This is a genomic window from Bacteroides bouchesdurhonensis (genome assembly GCF_900155865.1).
Lineage (GTDB): Bacteria > Bacteroidota > Bacteroidia > Bacteroidales > Bacteroidaceae > Bacteroides > Bacteroides bouchesdurhonensis.
This window is the reverse complement of record NZ_LT707006.1, coordinates 1172179-1193969: the sequence shown is the minus strand read 5'-3', so window position 1 is coordinate 1193969 and position 21791 is coordinate 1172179. Positions and strand designations below refer to the sequence as shown.

Annotated in this window: 16 protein-coding genes and 1 pseudogene; 4 read left to right on the top strand and 13 right to left on the bottom strand. The window is 37.7% G+C overall.

Going from position 1 to position 21791, the window contains the following annotated elements; genetic code table 11:
* The first annotated feature begins 17 nt into the window (after positions 1-17).
* The 4 genes from CZ225_RS04780 to rsgA all read left to right on the top strand — a co-directional run bounded on the left by CZ225_RS04780 (position 18) and on the right by rsgA (position 3867).
* Positions 18-1112, top strand: a complete 1095-nt coding sequence (locus tag CZ225_RS04780; RefSeq protein ID WP_077153164.1) for a GntR family transcriptional regulator — start codon at positions 18-20, stop codon at positions 1110-1112.
* A 213-nt stretch (positions 1113-1325) separates the two neighbouring features.
* On the top strand, positions 1326-2237 hold the full coding sequence (locus CZ225_RS04775; protein WP_077153163.1) for a DMT family transporter: 912 nt from the start codon (positions 1326-1328) through the stop codon (positions 2235-2237).
* Positions 2238-2288: 51 nt separating this feature from the next.
* Positions 2289-2849: a ribosome recycling factor gene (frr, locus tag CZ225_RS04770; RefSeq protein ID WP_077153162.1), complete on the top strand. Its 561-nt coding sequence runs from the start codon at positions 2289-2291 to the stop codon at positions 2847-2849.
* Between the two features lie 85 nt (positions 2850-2934).
* Positions 2935-3867, top strand: coding sequence for a ribosome small subunit-dependent GTPase A (gene rsgA, locus CZ225_RS04765; protein ID WP_077153161.1), 933 nt, complete (start codon positions 2935-2937; stop codon positions 3865-3867).
* A gap of 303 nt (positions 3868-4170) precedes the next feature.
* Here rsgA and CZ225_RS04760 read toward each other — a convergent pair whose 3' ends face one another.
* The 13 genes and pseudogenes from CZ225_RS04760 to CZ225_RS23845 form a co-directional block, all read right to left on the bottom strand.
* Positions 4171-5904, bottom strand: coding sequence for a PKD-like family lipoprotein (locus tag CZ225_RS04760; protein WP_083714578.1), 1734 nt, complete (start codon positions 5902-5904; stop codon positions 4171-4173).
* A gap of 12 nt (positions 5905-5916) precedes the next feature.
* Positions 5917-6657, bottom strand: a complete 741-nt coding sequence (locus CZ225_RS04755) for a DUF4843 domain-containing protein (protein WP_083714576.1) — start codon at positions 6655-6657, stop codon at positions 5917-5919.
* Positions 6658-6678: 21 nt separating this feature from the next.
* On the bottom strand, positions 6679-8169 hold the full coding sequence (locus tag CZ225_RS04750) for a RagB/SusD family nutrient uptake outer membrane protein (protein ID WP_077153159.1): 1491 nt from the start codon (positions 8167-8169) through the stop codon (positions 6679-6681).
* A gap of 18 nt (positions 8170-8187) precedes the next feature.
* Positions 8188-11334: a SusC/RagA family TonB-linked outer membrane protein gene (locus CZ225_RS04745; RefSeq protein WP_077153158.1), complete on the bottom strand. Its 3147-nt coding sequence runs from the start codon at positions 11332-11334 to the stop codon at positions 8188-8190.
* 50 nt (positions 11335-11384) lie between these two features.
* Positions 11385-13706, bottom strand: a complete 2322-nt coding sequence (locus CZ225_RS04740; RefSeq protein ID WP_077153157.1) for a Gldg family protein — start codon at positions 13704-13706, stop codon at positions 11385-11387.
* A gap of 27 nt (positions 13707-13733) precedes the next feature.
* Positions 13734-14657 (bottom strand): ABC transporter ATP-binding protein, encoded by a 924-nt coding sequence (locus CZ225_RS04735; protein WP_077153156.1) that lies wholly within the window; start codon positions 14655-14657, stop codon positions 13734-13736.
* A 33-nt stretch (positions 14658-14690) separates the two neighbouring features.
* Entirely contained in the window at positions 14691-16985 is a 2295-nt protein-coding gene (locus CZ225_RS04730) for a Gldg family protein (protein WP_077153155.1), read from the bottom strand.
* Between the two features lie 21 nt (positions 16986-17006).
* Positions 17007-17651: pseudogene (locus tag CZ225_RS04725) on the bottom strand (ATP-binding cassette domain-containing protein); the annotation flags it as partial.
* A 373-nt stretch (positions 17652-18024) separates the two neighbouring features.
* On the bottom strand, positions 18025-18801 hold the full coding sequence (locus tag CZ225_RS04720) for a hypothetical protein (protein ID WP_077153154.1): 777 nt from the start codon (positions 18799-18801) through the stop codon (positions 18025-18027).
* Between the two features lie 20 nt (positions 18802-18821).
* Entirely contained in the window at positions 18822-19094 is a 273-nt protein-coding gene (locus CZ225_RS04715) for a hypothetical protein (protein ID WP_077153153.1), read from the bottom strand.
* A gap of 7 nt (positions 19095-19101) precedes the next feature.
* Positions 19102-19914 (bottom strand): uracil-DNA glycosylase family protein, encoded by an 813-nt coding sequence (locus CZ225_RS04710; protein WP_077153152.1) that lies wholly within the window; start codon positions 19912-19914, stop codon positions 19102-19104.
* Between the two features lie 359 nt (positions 19915-20273).
* Entirely contained in the window at positions 20274-21239 is a 966-nt protein-coding gene (locus CZ225_RS04705) for an IS1595-like element ISBun2 family transposase (RefSeq protein ID WP_083714575.1), read from the bottom strand.
* Between the two features lie 310 nt (positions 21240-21549).
* Positions 21550-21693: a hypothetical protein gene (locus CZ225_RS23845; protein ID WP_181982133.1), complete on the bottom strand. Its 144-nt coding sequence runs from the start codon at positions 21691-21693 to the stop codon at positions 21550-21552.
* Positions 21694-21791 lie beyond the last annotated feature (98 nt).

Below are 21791 nucleotides of genomic sequence, written 5' to 3'. Positions count from 1 at the left end.
AAGAAAGAATTAGAGTAATGGAAACAAAATCAAGCTACAAATCAATATACAGTATAGTAAAAAAGGATATTTTAAACGGCACATTCCCAACAGGTTCTTTATTACCTACCGAACTTACATTGGCTGACCAATACTCAGTATCAAGACCAACTATAGCAAAAGTTTACAATCAATTGCAAACAGAAGGTTACATTACGAAAAAAAAAGGATTAGGTACTATTGTTAATTATAAACAGACTACCCAAACATTAACTTTCGGATTATTGCTTCCCGGAGCAGGTGAATCCGAAATATTTTCCATTATCAACGATCAATTACTGAAACAATCGGAAATACGCAATTTCACATGTTTATGGGAAGGCGCAACAGCAAGTAATGCAAACATCAGAAGGGAGTTAATTGACAGTTGCTGCGATAATTATATAAGTAAAAAAGTAGATGGAGTATTCTTTTCTCCTTTGGAACGAGTAGCTGACGCTAATGAGATAAACATTCGTATTTGTGAAAGGATGGAAGAAGCCGGAATCCCACTCATTCTAATTGATAGAGATATATTCAAGTTCCCTAAAAGAAGTAATTTTGATATTGTTTGCTTGGATAATTTCAGTGCAGGTTGCATTATGGCGCAGCACCTTATAGACCAGGGCTGTACGAATATTCATTTTTTCCATAGACCGGATTCTGCCTATTCTGTTGATATGCGTTTAATAGGCATCAAAGAAGTTATGCTACAACATAAACTGCCGTTCAATTTATCAGATGTTCATTGTGGAAACCCCGAAGACACAAACTTTGTCAAGCAAATGCAAATAATTCCGGGGAAAACAGGTATTATTTGTGCAAATGACTCTACCGCAGCTGTTTTGATGTCTTCTTTAACAGACATCGGCTGGAAGATTTCTTCAGATCTTCTTATTTGTGCATATGATAATATGAAATACTCCATGCATTTGAAACATTCACTGACCTCTTTCAAGCAACCTTGCGAAGAGATCGCAAATGTCAGCGTTGATCTAATGTTCAGAAGAATCAATGATAAATCCGCCTATCCCGTAACGGTAAATCTTGCTGGCGAAATTGTAATTCGCGATTCAAGTAAATTTATGGAATAAAAGAAACATTCAAAGAGAAAAAAGATGCTTCATTTTATTCTCCTGAATGACAACAAGATATAGAGAAATATGACGAAGCGAAAAGATGATTTCATTTTATCGAATAAGCTAACTCTCGGAGAAAAAGATTAAATTATGCTATCAGCGACATAAACGCTTGTTTCTCATCCGCAAACTCTGTACTTTTGCACGCTATTTTAGAAAGTACAATTGATGAATAACAAAACCAGAGGTTTTATCTACGGAGCGATTGCAGCTGCCAGCTATGGCATGAATCCTCTTTTCGCACTCCCTCTATATGGGGCGGGCATGAGTGTCGATACCGTATTATTCTATCGTTACCTGCTTGCAGCCATAGTCCTGGGCATTCTGATGAAGGTACAGGGACAGTCTTTTGCCCTTCAGAAAAAGGACATTCTCCCTTTGGTCATCATGGGATTATTGTTTTCTTTCTCTTCGCTACTTCTGTTTATGAGTTACAATTACATGGACGCGGGAATTGCTTCTACCATTCTATTTGTCTATCCGGTAATGGTAGCAATCATTATGGGGGCATTCTTTAAAGAGAAAATTTCCGCAATCACCATTTTTTCCATTCTGTTGGCATTGTCAGGGATTGCTTTGCTTTATCAAGGTGATGGAAATAAGCCATTATCAACAATCGGTGTTATCTTAGTATTACTTTCTTCTCTTTCCTATGCGATTTATATCGTAGGCGTAAACCGTTCGTCTTTGAAAAACCTGCCTACCACCAAACTAACCTTTTACGCAATTCTATTTGGATTGGCAATCTATATCATACGTTTGCATTTCTGTACGGAACTACAAATGATACCTACCGGATGGCTTTGGGCAGACGTTATAGCATTAGCTATATTGCCAACTGCGATATCATTGGTTTGCACTGCATTAGCAATTCATTATATAGGTTCTACTCCTACTGCTATTCTTGGTGCTTTGGAGCCGGTAACAGCTTTATTCTTCGGAGTACTTTTATTCCATGAGCAACTAACTCCGCGCTTAATGGCTGGTGTTTTAATGATTATTACCGCTGTCACTTTGATAATCTTAGGAAAGACGCTTATAAAAAAGATGGGTATGCTGTTGCAGATAAATAAAAAATAGTATACTTTTGCTAATCAATCAACCCAATAGCAACTTTTAATTATCAAAAATATGGTAGACGTAAAGACTTGTCTTGGCAATGCACAAGAAAAAATGGATATGGCTATAATGTATCTGGAAGAAGCGTTGGCACATATCCGCGCCGGAAAAGCGAGTACCCGATTGTTGGACGGTATCCGTGTAGATTCTTACGGAAGCATGGTGCCCATCAGTAATGTGGCTGCAGTTACTACTCCTGACGCACGTAGTATCACCATCAAGCCTTGGGACAAAAGTATGTTCCGTATCATCGAAAAAGCAATTATCGACTCTGATCTTGGCATTATGCCGGAAAATAACGGTGAAATCATTCGTATTGGCATCCCTCCTTTGACAGAGGAACGCCGTAAACAACTGGCAAAACAATGTAAAGGTGAGGGCGAAACTGCTAAAATCAGTGTCCGTAATGCTCGTCGTGATGGTATTGACGCTTTGAAGAAAGCTGTAAAAGATGGCTTGGCTGAAGACGAACAAAAGAATGCCGAAGAGAAACTGCAAAAGATACATGATAAGTATATCAAGCAGATCGACGAGATGTTGGCAGAAAAAGACAAAGAAATTATGACTGTCTAATATTAATAACGGATATAAAGAAATGACTATGCAGAGAAATAATATCTGCATAGTCATTTTCTATTTTCCATTATCCATTAAATAAATGAAAGGATTAGTAATCAAGAATACAGGTAGTTGGTATCAAGTAAAGACCGACGACGGACAATTTATCGAATGTAAAATCAAAGGGAATTTCCGGTTAAAAGGTATCCGCAGCACTAATCCTGTAGCGGTAGGTGACCGTGTTCAAATTATACTAAACCAAGAAGGGACTGCTTTTATCAGCGAAATAGAGGATAGAAAAAACTATATTATCCGCCGTTCCTCTAACCTTTCCAAACAGTCTCATATTCTTGCCGCCAACCTTGATCAATGTATGCTGATAGTAACGGTCAATTATCCCGAAACTTCTACTATTTTCATTGACCGTTTTCTTGCATCCGCTGAAGCATATCGTGTACCTGTCAAGTTGATATTTAATAAAGTAGATGCTTACGATGAAGATGAATTACGTTATTTGGATGCACTTATCAACTTGTATACTAATATCGGATATCCTTGCTTTAAAGTTTCTGCAAAAGATGGAATCGGAATAGATGCAATTAAAGAGGAGCTGGAAGGTAAGATTACTCTTTTCTCCGGACATTCCGGAGTTGGTAAATCAACTCTTATCAATGCCATCCTACCAGGTATAGAAACAAAAACCGGTGAAATCTCAACCTATCATAATAAAGGGATGCATACTACTACCTTCTCTGAAATGTTTCCTGTTCCGGGAGATGGGTATATCATTGATACGCCGGGAATCAAAGGATTCGGAACTTTCGATATGGAAGAAGAAGAAGTGAGTCATTACTTTCCGGAAATTTTTAAGATTTCTGCAGACTGTAAATATGGAAATTGTACGCATCGGCATGAACCGGGATGTGCTGTACGTAAGGCAGTGGAGGAACATCTTATCAGCGAGTCACGATATACTTCTTATCTGAATATGTTGGAGGATAAGGAGGAGGGAAAGTATAGGGCGGCGTACTAAGGAATAACAAAAATGATATCTAATATCAGGTAATCTTGTTTACTTTTTATTGATTTTTTAGTCATCAAAATTGTATGGTATGTATTCCAAAGAAAATCCAACTTATTTCCACCTTTCGATTTTTAACTTTGGTCTTAGTGAGTAGATCAGGTTAATTGCATGTGTGTGCATCCTAACTACCACATTTAAAATCAGTTGGCTAATTTTAGCCTTAAAAAATCCCTTATCTTGTTCATTCTATAAAATGAAACAAAATAAGGGAATTTATATAAATACACTACCTTCCTATAATTCAGGTTTCGATCAATTCCAATCCACTCCTGGATTTCCAACACTATAAATCAGACTTACAGGCTCTCCGAGATCAACTCCCTCAGATTTCCAAATACGTCCGTTCCAGATAGTATATTGAGCATTCTTTACCGATAATACTTCAACGCTTCCATTCTTTAAAGCAACGCCCAAGATCTCACCCCAATAGTTGGAAGCGTGTGTAGATGCCATACAAGCAATTTCCGAATCAAAAGTACACAGTAACCTTACAGTAAGCTCCTTTTGGGAAGGATCGTCATCATCAGACTCATCAGCAGCAACAGAAGCTTTGGCATTTGTAGTTGCCGCTATACGATTATACACATACAATGAATTACCTTGACCAATCAGAGTCAAATATCCATTATATCCATACCCTAAATAGTTTGTAGGTAAAGTAAAAATGACATTCTGCGGATTATCAAACAAAGCAGCAGCTTCTGCACTCAGCTCAACGTATTCAACATCTACCATTTTCCCATCACTGGTCGAAGCCAAATGCATAATAGCTGAATTATAGTCCTGTTCCAAAGCGAATTGATAATGATATAATTTACCTGTTTCCGGATCTTTCAACACAGAGAAATAATAAGTTTTCGCACCTTCTCCCCACGTAGAAAATTCAGTCCGGAAAGATGAAAGGTGAATTACCTCATAATTAGCAAACGCCTCTTCGATAGTCGGAGTATTTTGCGGCCAGCTTACATTTGCAGTTTTTAAACTCGAATTTACATTCTCGATCTTTCCGACAGAATATTTCCCATTATAATCTTTAAAATCCCAAATAATCAATAGCCGCTTTTTATTTTTATCATATAACAAACAATGCTGAGCAGGCAATGCCGATGGAATAAGTTCAATACCACGTAATTCTTCTCCATCAAACGAAGTCGGTGTAGGAAGGAACTCATCTACATGGAAAAACTCATTGGTCGTTTTAATACGCGTATACAAACGTCCTTCTTCATCCGTAATCATGTCTAAGAATTGCATGAAATGAACATCAGCAATCTTCAAACCTCCCGGATATCCACCGCCAAACAAATCCGTTGGTTTAGTATTTACATCCTTAAAGCTACCCGGTTTTACTTCTGTCACTTGGTCGGGAGAAACAAACATAAATTGGTTAATAACCTTCTTACTAGAACTGCCCATTGTTTTCTCCAACGCATAATGTTCATACAATTTAAAAGCATTCGAAGGCAAAGTAGCACCCTCATTCTCTAACGAATAGATGTTTGTCAAAACATTGTAATACCTGTAACCCTCTTCGTCAAAATCTTCTTTTATCATATGAGCACACCGCTTGCCGTCTTTTTGTGACAACAAGAAGAAACCAATACCATCATACGGTTCCAACACAGACACCCCATAAACACAACGATAAACTATATCTGTTTTATTATCGGTTATTTCAAGCAGCAAATTATAGGTATTCTTTTCTGTGTAACGATCTGCCACCCATTCCAACACCGGATCCGTACTAATAACCTCTCCATCTAGTGTCCACAAATATGACAAGTCCTTATTAGAATCTTCCTTTGAGAACGTATAATCTGGAGTAATCTTTAATGTTCCTCGTATGGGAACCGTATATGTACTCCCTGACGGATCCATATCGATTCTCGTCAAATCTTTATAATCATAATTACCCTTATCCTCAAAACAACCGGACAAAGTAACCGCTAAGCTAGCACTTATAAATAATAATTTTATTAATTTCATAGATAATACAATTTAATTCATAACAACTTCCATCAAAGAACCATCTTCTTCTGTCCATCCGTTTTCTTGAATATCTTTACTAAATTGCTGAACGATCAGCCTGAGCTCTGTAGAAGTATAACCCGTTATATCGGTTATTCCTGAACTTTCGATGAAACGCGCATATTTCTCATCCGAATATTCTCCTAGGAAACGACTAGTGATAGTATTATCCCACCAATCCGGCTTACTTAACATATCACAGAAAGTGACTGAACAAGAAATAGACTCCCGCACAGTAGGCCAATATGGATCTCCGATATAAGAACCGACTCCGAAATTTTCATTAGGGACCAAACGAACTGCCAAACGAACTTTTTTGTCAGCAAGATGCGCTGTCCGGTGCAACTTAATACTAATATAGTCAGACCAGACACCTGCATGAAAAGTTTGTTCCAACTCCACAGTATAGTCTTCAGGAAGGGCTGTTGTTTTCTCTTTAATAATCTCCAAACGATAAGTTTTGTCCTCCTCCAATTGCTGACCATTCAATATCACAGAAAAACGAATCTCATAATCCGTTATATCTGCATATTGTTTGAAAGAGAAATATGTAGAATCAATCCCCTTAATCGTTTCCCCTGTTTCATTTTCCATCTCAGTCGGTATATAAAGTGACCGAGTCGATTGGTCATAATTCACTAAGTCTTCTTGCGAGCATGAGCCTAAAACGATCAAAAGCAAACCCATGCACCAGATATATTTCTTTATCATAATAATCACTTTTTTAAATAATTATAAAGCTTCATTCTGCGGATAAGGCAAGACAAAACTCTTCGTATCTTTCATGCCCGGAACCTTCTCACCTAAACGCTTATAATAGAAGAACAACTGACCTTCACCTATAAATTCACGTCTAGCCTCATTCAGCAATTCTCTATTAAACCACGCATCACCACCTGAAGTACTCACATACTCTTGGTTACAACCATGTCCACGTCGCACTTTGGCTAATTCCTCTAAAGCCTGTTTCTGAAATGCCTCTTTTGCATCCGGTTCCAGATTTTCTGCCAAACTCAAGTGATTATAATACTCTGCCCGAATATAATACATTTCACCCAATCGAAGCATGGGAATAATATCCACCGCGTACTTTTTAAGCGAACCTTCAGCCGGCAAATATTTACTACTGTAATAATCCCATCCTTCCTCAACCAATAGTTTATAACGAACATCATTAGCATCTCCCGCAAACCATCCATTAAGTGGTGACCAATTTGAAAGATACAATTTCTCATTACCGGAACGATAAGTGCGATAGTCTTCTTCCATTCTCTGATTGGAAAGAGCAAAAATTATTTCGTCATACAACTTACTATTTCCGTCAGCCATATCACGACTATTTGTAAAATTAAAGATATATTCCTGGTGCGCTTCTGATACAGCATTTACAACAATCTCTGTTTCACGAAAAGCCTCTTTATACATTCCTTTATATAAATAAACTCGCGCCAACATACCACAAATAGCATAATAATTCAAGCGATAACTGCGATAAGCAAAGAATAAATCCTCCGGTACTTCCGAAGATGAAGATAATATTCTTTGAAAATCATTCTTCCAACGTACATCCCATAACATCCATGCAACCCGCGGAACATCAAACTGTGCCAACAGTTCTTTCGCTTGTTTCAGATCTTTTACGATCAGATCCGACACTTCTTCATTCGTCCCATACTCTTTAAAAGTACATGGATACACATCTACAAAAGGAATTTGCTTCATCGGATCATTCATTTGTGCCGATGCAAACAAGCGCATCACATCAAAATGTAAAATCGCCCGAAGTGCCAAAGCTTCTCCCAAAATCACATTCTTCTCGTCGGCACCTTTCATGAAAGTAGTCACCGGTTCTTTTTGAGTCCGCTGAATAAGATTGTTACAATTGGCAATACAGTTATAAGCTATTGACCAAAAATTTTGAATCACAGGATAAGCATATGAACCTGTATACTGATACTTTGAAAAATAATACTCATTAGATCCAGTCGATGGAGTATAATAATTTGCCATCGCATCCAAAGCCCCCCACGTGAGTTCTTTTCCATACATACTCGAGCCGGCCATTTGTCTGTATACACCATTCAAGGCATTCCGGAATCCCTCGCCAGTCTCAAAAAGCTGATCATCCTCAGTGGTGTCTTGGGGTTGTATATCCAACCAATCACTACAAGCAGACAACATAGAAAGCGAGATCAGCCCTATTAAATATTTATATATTTTCATACGAATAAATCTAGATGATTAAAAACTTGCCTTAATAGAGAAATTAAAAGTCCGTGAATAAGGATAACTTAATCCACGTTCCTGTTTCACAGAAGAAATACGGAACAATTCATTTGCACCAATTTCAAAACGCAACATAGTAAGGCTCAACGGAGCAATCAGTTTTTGATCAAAATCATATCCCAAATTTAATGAATTTAAAGAAAGCCAATTATAATCCTGTACAAAACGTGAAGTAGCTTGTGTTGTATGGATATTATCACCTGCTTCCAATTTCTTAAACTGTGCATTATCACCCGGCTTTTGCCAACGATCGGTAAAGACACGTCTATCTGCATTCACCTCATAGATATTCACATTTTCTACTCGATCAGCCAAGGTCTGGTTATACCGTTGTCCTCCCCATTCATACATAAAGGTGGCATATAAACTAAAGTTCTTCCAACGGGCATTGACACCAAAGCTACCTTGTGCTGCAGGCTCTATACTACCTACTACAACTTGGTCGGCAGAATTCCAAGTATTCGTTATCTTCCCATCAGGAGTCAGGAAAAGTTCCTCACCATTCGCAGGGTTAATCCCCAAAGAACGCATAGCCCAAATAGAGCTTTCCGAACCACCCTCTACATACTTCTTATAACTCTTGGATCCCGTACCATTACGAGCCTGACGCTGGCTTAAATCATTCAAGAAGTTATCTACCCGGTCGTTATAAGCTTTCAAACTCTCAGAAACTTTTAAGATAGTATTTTTGTTATGTGCAAGATTTGCATAAACAGACACATACCAATCTTTTGTATTAAGAATCTCGGAACGTACATCCAACTCAAAACCTTTATTTTCAATCTCACCTACATTATTTTTGTAGGTTGTAAAACCGGTATGACTAGGAATCGTTACATCATTTATCAAATCGACAGTACGCTTGTTATAATAAGAACCACGGATATAAATCAGTCCGTTAAAAAGACGAAGTTCCCCACCAATATCCAAAGTATTGGTAGTCTCCCAAGTCAAGTCTCTATTTCCCAATGCAGCCAACACAGCACCATAACCGGTTTTATACCATTCATCAGTGAGAATATTATAAGTAGTCCGTGATTCATAAGAACTAAAACTTACTTTACCCAACTGACCATAGCTAGCACGTACTTTCAACAAATCAACAAACCCTAAATTTTTCAGAATCGGATAGTTATGCAGGTTTAAACCACCTCCTAAACTCCAAAAAGGAGCATATCGGCTATTCGTTCCAAATTTAGATGAACCATCCATACGCAGACTCGTATCGAACAAATAAATATCCTGGAAACTGTAATTCACAAGCCCCGTTACACCCATCAAACGTGAGTGAGACTCAGTCACTGTCGGTTTATCAACAATTTCCTGCGCATAATTGGGAGAACTCAAAGACCCTGAAGGAAAGCCTCTATAAAAAGCAGAGGTGTTATTAGAACGATCTTCTATCATATTCCAGTTCAACGCCACGTTAATATTGTGTTCTTTGATAAAACGATTATAAATCAAAGATGCCTGCCAATCCCAAGTGAACAAGTCTCCACTGCCGGTAGTCAATTCACCTGATGACAAATTTGTAGAACTCAAAGGATTTGAATTTCTTTTCGAATTAGGGTCCAGAAAATTCTCACTCGAATTGAACTGTCTTGTAAGACCTAATGTACTCTTAAACTGCAAGTAATCAATAATATTCCATTGAATACTCAAATTATTGATCAACTCCTCATAAGAAGATTTATTCCGATTCTTCAAAGTAACTTCATACAGAGGGTTATATGGAGCTTTTCCAAAGCCATGCCATTGTTCCAGCATTTGCAAAGGTTTACCATTCTCATCCATATAGATATTATAAGGCAATTGACTGGTATAATCTGAGAAAGATCCATAAGGAGATTCGGTAGAATTAGTAACATTATACGTTGTATGATTACGTACCTGCAATCTACCGATCCGATAATCAATATATGCACCTGTTCCCCATACATTACGATGAGAGCCTTTCATGACACCATCATTTTTATTTATATTCACTTCAACGCCAAAACGGACTTGTTCCGTACCCCCATCTACATATAGACTATGCACTGTGTTAAAAGATGTACGCAATGGTTTATCCAGCCAGTAAGTATCAACTCCATTCTTTACATTATACAACTTACGAGCATACTCTCTTTGTAAACGTGACCAGTCACTTAAATTCATGCCAGCTTTCATATCGTATTGCCCAGACAGTCTTTCCGCTTCCAAGTGTTCAGCCGCATTCATCAAATCATAATCACTCAGGTCCGGAACTTCAATCTGCCCTGTCAAACTATAAGAAACATTCAACTTTCCAGGTTTAGGTGCTACTGTTTTGATAACGACAACCCCATTAGCTGCACGCGAACCGTACATCGCTGTAGCCGCCGCATCACGTAGAATGGTCACACTTTCAATACGAGAAGGGTCGAAGTCATAAAGCTTCGTTACACTGATCTCGAATCCATCCATAATAAATGTCGGAAGGTTCGGATTATTCTTCAATGAAGATTTATCCGTAACATTCATATCTAGTTCTTTTTGACCAAAAGCAGACTTACCACGCACATACACTTCAGGTAATGCATTCGGGTCAGATCCCCAAGTTACATTCTCCGCAATACGAAAAGATGGGTCAAAAGCTTGCAAGGCAGCAATAACATTTGTCTTGTTCACTTTAAGAAGTTCGTCTTTCTTTATCGTTATGGTATTACCCGTAAAACTTTCTTTACGTATATCAGCCATACCGGTAATTACCACTTCATTGAGTTCATTCGCATCTTCTTTCATACGAATTTGAAGATCTTTCTTTTGCCCGGCTTTCACTGTAACTTCCTGAGGTTTCATACCAATATATGTAAACGTCAGAGTTACATCCTCACGCGGAGCACTGATCTTGAAATTACCATCAATGTCACAGACAGTACCACCTTTAAATCCTTTCACTACCACATTCACTCCTGGCAAAGAGTGTCCTTCTAGATCAGTAACCTTACCCTTTATGATACGGTTACTTTCATGTTCCACCTTAACAGTAACCGTTGTTGTCTGAGCACTCAAAGGTGAAGTGCACACCAACAAGGAGGCTGCTAAGCAACAACCTACTACAAAACTTCGCTTTTCTCTCATAAATACAGTGTTTAGTTATATACTGTTATCCAACAAATCTTATATTCTAATTACTTCTTACGACGACGCCACCAAGTAATAACATAACCAGCCAACAAACCAACAGGTATGAGTCCCATAAAGACAATCTGTACCCAAATCAAAGCTCCTTGTCCGATATACATTTCATCGTCAGCCGGATGCGGACGACTGTCATTGACTGGAAATTCATTATCCGACAATTCGCGGAAAACTTCGCTGATCAACGTAAAATTGGAAGTGGGCATATTGTCTCTGTTAGTAGTCAATTCACTATTGGCCATGCAGTCTGCATCTCCACAGACATAAATACGTTGTTGTTTGTCCCCAACCTGACGAACCAAACGTGTTACCAAAGGAATGGAATCCATTCTCTCACTGGTTTCCGGATTAAGAGATGGAATATCGTCTACAAAGTCCGTTGTTTGTAATTCATTCCATGCTTTTGAAGTAGTAGCAAATAACACAGTAGATTGGAATCCGCAACTATCACTAACCTGATATTCTACCGCACCCGGCATCGAAAGCTTAGAACCATATCTCGACATACGATAGAATTCAGAATTGGCTTTCATAGCAGCCTCCGTCGGGTCAAGAAACAACTGGTTGGCTGCATATCCCTGAGTCTCTTCTACTACCGTTCCCGGCATAAAAGTAATACCTACTTTCTCTACCAGCGGATTCATTAATGACTGACGGCGAGGTTCACAAGCGATAATCAGATCACCTCCACGAGCCAAAAAGCGTTGTACTTTCGCTACCTCTTCCGGAGTATAAGCTTCACGTACATCTGCAATAACAAGTACATCAACATCTTCAGCTATATCAACAGCAGCTGTATCGGCTTTTAAATCGAGCGTACTGACTCTAAATCCCTGATTAATCAAAGAATAACGGAAAGTCAGGTTCTTGGCAAAAGCACTGTAATCTCGTTCTCCACCTTTATAAATATCACGTTCTCCATGACCAGTTACAAAAGCAACCATAGGAGCTTTCACTACCATTGTCTTTAATGCAGAAGAAATCTGGGCTTCAAAAGGATCACGTTGATTATCATCATAAATACGTAAGAAAGCTTTCTGTCCGTTTTCACGTTCGAACAAATAAACAAAACGATTTCCTTCCTCTTCTAGATTAATACCTTTGGATTTGGTCAGTTCTTTAATTTCTTCCGGAGAAAGGAACATATCGAAGTCGAAATCGTAAGTATCACACATACGTTGCGCGATTTCCTTATCTGTCAATCCCGGATATCGGGCATAAAGCCGGGGATTATCCACATGATCGTAATAGTAGACATACTTCATCTTCATCTCCGGTTTAAAACGGATATAATCTTCAAACTTACGCATTTCCCAATTTCTGCTGCTAGGCATACCACGACTAAAGTTTTCATCCAGCAGATTGACAAATGTAGTCAGAGTAAGTCCTCCATCCAGTTTGCTTACTACTTCCTGGCTGGGAGGGGTCAATGTATTTGCTTTGGTTGCAGTGGCATCATAATAACCCATCAGTTGAGGACGTGAAGTAGTATATCCGAGTAACAGTGTAACACAGATCGCAGCTGTATACTGAAGTGTTTTACTGATCTTACTTGTGCTAGTACGCTCAAATTTCAATCTCAAGATAGAGAGAGAAAGGAAAAAGAGAACAACAATTATGAAATAGAATACATCTTCACTACAAATCATTCCGCTCAAAAATTTAGCCGAACGTCCTGACAAAGCTAACCAATAGGTCAAATCACGAACAAAATCGATATCCTGTCCAACAGAATTCATGAAGTTCAAGATAGCAAGAACCGTCAAAGTACCCACTGCTGCCACTACCTGATAAGCAGTCAAAGTAGACATGAACAAACCAATAGCAGCATAAGCACATACCAACAAGAAAATACCCAAAATTGCAGTTAATGCAAACGGATAATCAAAGTTCTTTACGATACAAGCTGTATAAATAAAATAAGCAAATAAAATAGCCACCAAAATCAAAGCATAGACCAGCATAGATATATATTTACCTATGATAATCTGTACATTGGTAATAGGTGAAGAATATAATAGTTTGATAGAGCCACTGCTATATTCCTTGCTCATAAGTCCCATAGTAAGCAACGGGATATAAAGGTACAAGTTATTCTGCATATCAGCATAAACACCTCTATACCCTGCCAACAAACTCGATGTTAAGTTATAAGGACGATAATTTAATGCCAAATAACGTAATTGATCACTAATCAGATCGGAAAAGGTAAGTCCGGCCTGAAATGCGAATATAATAAGGATTAACCATGCAATAGGTGAACAAAAGAGTGTATTCAGTTCAGCCTTTGCTATTTTCCATATAGTTTTCATACTTATTTCTATTTTCAAAGTTTATGATTACCTCTTTCCTGAAAGACGAGCAAAAATCTCATCCAATGAAAGACGTTCTAACTGAATCTCTTCTAACTGCCAACCTTTAGCGACACTAGTAGCGATCATTTTCTCAGTAATATCCTTTGGATCTGCAAAATGGAAACGATAATGGCAATCGCCCAAATTATCTACAGCGGTAATTCCTTCCATTTTGCTCAAAACATCCATAGCTGGAGCATTCCGCAAAGTTACTACAAAAGAAGTTGGAGCTACATAGTTATCAAAGTCATCAATGGTTCCCGAGAAAACGACCTTACCTTGTTCAATCATGCGAATTTCATCGCAGGTTGCCTGAACTTCAGGAAGGATATGCGTAGAAAGCATTACGGCATGGTCAGTGGCGAGTTCTTTAATCAAATTACGAATTTCGACAATCTGATTCGGGTCCAAACCATTAGTAGGTTCATCCAATACCACAAACTTAGGACGGTGGACAATAGCTTGTGCAATGCCAATACGCTGTTGATAACCTCCTGACAGGTTACGCAGCAAACGGGAACGGAAATGGGTTACTCCACAACGATCCATTGCACGTTCCACTGCTTTTCCGATCTCCTCCGGTTGCATCAAATGCAAGTTGGCACAATACGTCAGATATTCCTCCACTGTCATATCAGCATACAAAGGAGGACGCTGTGGCAAGAACCCAATGAACTTCTTCGCTTCTACCGGATTCTCACGCAAACTGATGTTATTGATCCAAACATTTCCTTCTGTTTGGTTCAAAACACCACATATGATATTCATCGTAGTAGACTTTCCGGCACCATTAGAACCCAACAAGCCGAAAACTCCCTTACTTTTTACTTCAAAATTTATATCGCGAATCGCCCAGTCTACACTGTAACGATGAGACAAGTGCTCTACTTTAACAATTACTTCTTCCATGATACATTCGTATTTTATAGGATACACATTCTATTATCTTCTCTTTCTGCGGACCAAAATAGTAATGCCGATGGCAGCCAATATAATCGGCATTACACCATACCACCCGTATCTTACCAACTTACGTGCATCACGACCGACATACACCTCATCATCCAACGGACGAGGGCGTTCCGTATCCAGTGGATATTCATCATAAGAAAGCCATCTGAAAGTTCCGGTTACAATTGTAAAATTAGTAGATGAATATCCATTACGACTTTTACTCATTTCACCATCACTTATACAATCTGCATCCCCCGAAACAACAATACGCTGTTCTTTATCGCCTACCTTACGACTTAAAGCAAGCACGGCAGGCATCACTCCCTGCTTTTCACCCGTTTCCGGATTATATTCAGGAGTACCATCCAAGAAATCGGTTGTTTGCAATTCATTCCAAGACAATGAATCGGTTACAATAACCGGAATGGCACTAAAACCTTTGGAAGGATCGAAGGACAAACCGACTGCATCCGGCATTGTCACTGTATAACCAAATTCATAAGGACGAGCATAGGGTTTGAAATGTTCGGCCGCATCTTTAGTAATCCGACCAATAATTAAGGACGGTGAATCATTTTCTTTGATTTCAACCAATGTTCCAGGCATACAAGTCACTCCAAACTGCTCTAAAAGCGGATTCATTATATCCTGTCGACGGGCATCTCCTAGAATAAAAAGATTACCTCCTCGATCTACATACTTACGCAAACGTTCCTGCTCAACTTCATCAAATGGAGTCTTCACATCACTAATCACAACGATATCCACATCTTCCGGCATATCTTTTTCTGCCAAATTCAAAGTTTCGACATCGAAACCTTGCGTAAGTAATGAATGACGGAAAGTCTGACGTTCCGCAACACGATTATAATCACGGTCCCCCACTTTATAGATATCACGCATATCGTGACCTTCAAGGAAAACAACCTTCGGTGATTTCACGATAAAACGTTTAAAAGCAGCAGAGATTTCTGTTTCTGACGGATGTTTCTCGTTATCATCAAATAAACGTAAGATACTTCTCTGACCATTACCACGTTCCACTACACGTATGAAACGGTTACCTTCTGCGGATAAATCGATTCTCTCTTTAATTTCGTCCGGTGTAAGGAACATCTTAAGGTCCAAATCGAGGATATTTGACATTTTCTCCGCTCTCTCTTCAATCGTATTACAATCTTTCAAACGGAAATCCAATTGTGAATTAGCTTCATCATAGTAATAAACGTAATCCATCTCCAAATCCGGTTTGAAACGAATATACCGTTCAAACCTTTCGCGGTCATATTTCAATTGACTCGGTAAACCAATCCCATAATTATCATCCAACAAATTGACATAACTGGTAATCTTCAGCGGTCCATCCATTTTCTCCATAATGTCCCGGCTCACTTGCGTTAATGTATTGCGTTCGGTAGCGGTTGCATCATAATATAACTTCATCGAAGGCAAAGTCGAAACATAACCAATCAACAAAGCAACCACAACTACAGCACTGTAAGTTCCCCAAGTTTTAGCGGGAGATACTTTACTACGTCCAGCACGAAGTTTTAAGATGGAAAGAGTCAAGAACAATCCTATAATCAGGAAGAAATAAAGCAGATCTTCACTACAAATCATTCCACTGATAAATTGGTCAGCACGTCCGGAAATAGAAAGCCAATAGGTTATATCACGTACAAAAGCATAATTCTGTCCTACATCTCCAATATAATTCAATGCAGCCAATACAGCCAGTGTACCCATTGCTGCAACTACCTGATAAGAAGTGATACTAGACATAAACAAGCCAATTGCACCATAGGCACAAATCAACAAGTAAATTCCTAAAATTCCTGTTAACAGCAATCCGAGATCAGCTTCTTTAATAAAGATACTACAAAAAAGAGCGATCAGCAATAATGGAAGGATCAGCACCAGGTTATAAATAAGTACAGATACATACTTTCCAAATATGATTTGACTATCTGTGACCGGAGAGGAGAAAAGCAGTTTGATAGAACCACTGCTATATTCGCGACTCATTAATCCCATAGTCAATAAAGGAATATACAAATAGAGATTACGCAGGAATCCGGGGAAAATACCTAACCAACCGGTAAAGATGTTTGCCGTCACATCCCAAAGTCCAGTTCCCAATGCTTGCCCTAATACCTGACGGTCAAAGGCATTTCCAAATGCCACACCTACCTGTACAGCAAAAATAACTAAAATGAGCCATGCCACCGGAGAGCAAAACAACGAACGTAATTCGGCAATAGCTACTCGATATGTAGTTTTCATGTAAATGTTTGAATTATATGATTAATCAATTTTGATTCCCTTTCCAGACAGTTGTGCAAAAACTGTATCCAGAGAATCCCGTTCAAGAATTATTTCACTGGGACGCCATCCTTTATCCACAGCCATCTCTGTGATACGTTTGGTCATGGAATGATCGTTTCCGTCAAAATGGAAACGGAAACGAGTTGTTGTCAGTTTCTCTACTTTGAGAATACCTTCGATTTTCTCTAATTCAGCAACCAAAGGAGGATTCTCAAGAATAGCAACAAAAGTACTAGGGGCCATGTAATTATTGAAATCACGAATCGTACCTGAAAACACCACATTTCCATGTTCAATCATTTTAATCTCGTCACATGAAGCTTGTACTTCAGAAAGAATATGAGTAGACAACATGACTGCACGGTCAACAGCAATTTCCTTAATCAAATTGCGGATTTCTACTATCTGATTCGGGTCAAGTCCGTTAGTCGGTTCATCCAATACGACAAACAACGGATTGTGTACAATTGCCTGAGCTATGCCCACACGCTGTTGATATCCTCCGGACAAATTACTAATAAGACGTTTACTAAAGTGCATGATACCACACTTTTCTTTCGCAAAGTCTACAGCTGCTCTGATGCTTTTTGGTTCCATTCGGCGAAGTTGCGCACAATAAACCAACCCAATTATATACTTTAATGCACCAATCACACAAAAATAAAAGCCGCACCCAAATTCAAACTTAGGTGCGGCTTTATTATCTTTTCAAATTAGGAAAACTTTTTCAAATGTTAAAAACGCGCTTTCTTTTACTTATTATTAACTATTTCACTATATTTGCAAAATAAAGGAACAACCAAGAAACGAAGAATTTTCTTTTAGCATATCGTACAGCCCTGAGTGAACGGCGCAACCTATTAACTTCGGCTCGATAATATTGCAACGTGATTCTTCGGGTATTTGGGCAGAACCAAATATCTTGAGTTGTTCCATTTATTTTTGTTATATATGTATATGATAATTATACTCAAGTATAATAACAACTTCTAACACTTTATTTCTTCAACGCTTTCGCTATCTTTTCAAACACTCCAGCTTTCTTCTCATCCCATTCTTGGGCTTTCTTCTCGAAATACGGTATCATCTTATTATGCTCATCCAAACATTTCAAACGCATTAATTCTGTGTCAAAATTCGCACGATTACTAAGAAGCTCATGTTTATTACAAATTTTTACCAAACTACTTATTCCTGGTATTGGAATACTAGGTGCAAAGCCTTCTTCAATAAATTGGGTATATATCGAAAGACTATCAATAATCTCTTCAACCTTTTCACTATTTGGTTCACTTGTCGTCTTTTTAACGACCTTTTCTGTTTTACTTTCTTTTTCTTCCGCCTTCTTCACAACTTCTACTTTCTTCTTGGAAAAGGCTTCAAATGGGAACATATAAACTACTGAACATTGTTCAATGGCAGAATTAGACTTCAAATAAGCAGAAACATAAGGTTCATTACCCAAAATGTCCTTATTATCTCTTTTGTTTTCATTTCTCGCCTTAGCATTCCAACGGAAATCGCTATCAACCATTGAATTAGCCCAAGTACACCAAGCAATAGTACTCCCCACCATCCAAACTTTAAAATACTTATCGCCTTCTTCTCCCGCATATTCAAATGCTTTCTGTGGACTCAAAATGATAATATCACTTTGATTAATATCCGTAAAATTAACTTGCTTTCCTTTACGCAAAGCATTCACGATTTTATCAAACAATGCTTCATTGTTTGCTTTCAGATACTCTATAACTGAATTTTCATTATTGCTCATATCTTCTCATTTTAATGTTTCTACCCAATTATCAAATTTCCGATAAACCACACTGCGAAAGCTGTCATATTGGCTACACCAAGTTTCTTTATAAAGATACCAAATGCAGAATTTACCCAAAAATCTCTTGGAGCAATCGTTACTTCCACACTCAAAGCATATCCTATAAAGAATGCTATAATACCAAATACTCCAGCAAGTCCCGAAGCTGCACTTTCAGCCCAAAACATAATATCTATTGCAACTAATGCAACGATATTCAATACTAATAATACGAATGTTATACAACCCATAATTCTACTATTTTAATGATTCAACAATTTCATCTACATATACATTTGCAACATTTTCGGCTGTTGCTTTAATATCTTCTAATATTGGAAACCTTTTGACTATTGCCCCTCGTGCAGTTCCCGACAAATGTGGCAACATTATTGATTTGGCATTTACCACACATTTATCTAAAACCTCTTTCGCTTTCTTACCCAAACAAACACAAAGATTTGGTCTCACTAAGTCTAATTCTTTTTGCAATATATCAGTATATGTCTTTAATCTACTTTCAGCATAAGTCTTAGACATTTCTCTATCATGTACAAAATACTTATTCGCATCAGTCAGATATATTGCAAACCCTTTCTTAATCAAACCATTAATCAACAAGTCAGCCATTTTGCCACCACTTCCACTTTTCCTATGGGTTGCATCATGCATCCCAAATGGACTTGACACCATCGCATCATGGCATTCTTCATACCATTTCGCATCGCGTAACGGGTCTTGCGCAATAAGCATAATTCGGGCATTATCGACTTGAACATTAAACCAAGTCGGCAAATCTAAACCTATTGCACCTTTATCCGCAAAATCTTTTCTAAACAATGGATTCAAAATAGGAATACAAACAGAGGTAGTATCTGTATATCCATTAAAAGGCTTCAAATCATCGGAAAACTCTTTTTGCCATTCTGCATACGAGAAGTCATAGCACTTTCTCATTTGCTTATAACGAGCCTTTAACATATCTAATTGCTGAGCACCCAACAATTCATCAGCAACTAACTTTGGAATATCATCCGACAAATGACAATCATTGCAGAAGACTGTTCTCATACACAATCACTTTGCGCTCCCCCAGTCTCAAAGAAAGCATTTTTAAAATAGGGAAGGCGCAAGACTGTTATCAAATTCCGTCAATGGGTTCTGGACTACCTCTGCACCGAAAAATGAAAACAGCTCACGCCTTTGGCTGTATATCAACACATCAGTGCTATATATGCAAACCAAAGGGAGCATTCTTTCATATTCCTCAGTGCAGGTGAATTGTCCAGATTCATTGACAAGGAATAAGCTAAACGCTTCCTAATTACTATGTCTGTCCACTTGGGACAATGCAAATATAGGAACTATTTAGCAAAAATGCTACTTCGTGAACTGCTCTTTTTCTATTTTCAATTCAAATTTACCTATTCTTATGGGTAAATCAAACTTTGATACTTTAATCTTTTATAGGCTGACATCGTAAAATAAATAAATCTTTGAACATCTGTTAGTCCTCTCGTATTATATCTAAATGCAAATTCATCACAGTATTTATCCAAATGCTTTGGACTTACTTTATGATATATTCCTAATATTCCACGTTTCAAGTGTGACCAAAATCCCTCAATACTATTGGTATGGAATCCGTCTTTTACATATTCACCAGTACTATGTTCAACTACTTTATGAATATAATTTTTCGATATTCCAGTATAACCTTTCCATCCATCTGTTATAACGGTAGAACCTTCCTTGACTAAAGTATTGATTATCGTTTTCAAAACCTTTCCACCAGTATTTGGAACAACGGCTGTATATGCCATTCCATTAGATAATAGACCTACTACGGGAGTCTTAACTTTAAGGCTTCTTCCTTGTGCATTCTTTACTCTACCTTTATTCTTACCACCTACATAGGTTTCATCAACTTGTGTCATATCATTAAATTGAACTACAAGCTTGTCTTTCAAATTATGTCTTATCCGTTCCAACATGAACCAAGCTGTTTTCTGTGTTACATCTATATCTTTAGATAATTGTATGCTACTTATTCCTTTCTTATGGGCTAAGAATATATACAATGCATAGAACCATTTCTTTAATGATACATGACTACCTTCAAACATTGTACCAATAGTAACCGTAAATCTTTTCTTACATCGTTTACATTTATATAGTCCTTTAAATTCTCCATTAGACTTTAACTTATAATGCTCTTTCGTTTGACAATTACAGTGTGGGCAAATCGGTTCTCCATGCCATTTAATATCTTCAAGAAATTCTCTACATGATTTTTCATCATAAAAGGATTTCATCAAATCAATAAATGACTTTACTTCTCGCATTTGTTTATTCTTCTTTATTATTTCTACAATATTGATTATTTCTGTTTCCAATTGACATGTTATTTTTATTATATAAATATAATAAAAAATCCTAACACATAAAACATAAGTAATTAAAAATTAGACACTTAAATAAAACAATTGGGTATAATTATCATATACATATATCCTGTAATTATTGCTCATTTAAACATTAACCAAGTGCTTCCAATATGATACTTGGAACACTTGGTTTTTATCTGAGTATAATTATCATATATCTATATAAAAAATAGAACCCGACTGCTCTGAACAATCGGGTTCCTAAAATAGGAAACAGCATGGGAGGATTATTGTCTATCAAATAGACAAATTTTGTAACTTAACGTTTCGTGCCCCATTTGGCACGATAATATGCATGTACAAATATCAATTTCCCTTTTCTATGTCGGTAATGGGACTTGACACGTACATATTTATTTCCATCCAGTTGGTAGAAATAAATCTTTGCCAAAAAATCTCTCATAACGGATATCATTTTACTTGCCACACTATTGTGGTTTATTCTGCTTGCAAAGACTTATAGCAAAAAAGATTTATCATAGGCCAACTGTTTCCTATTTC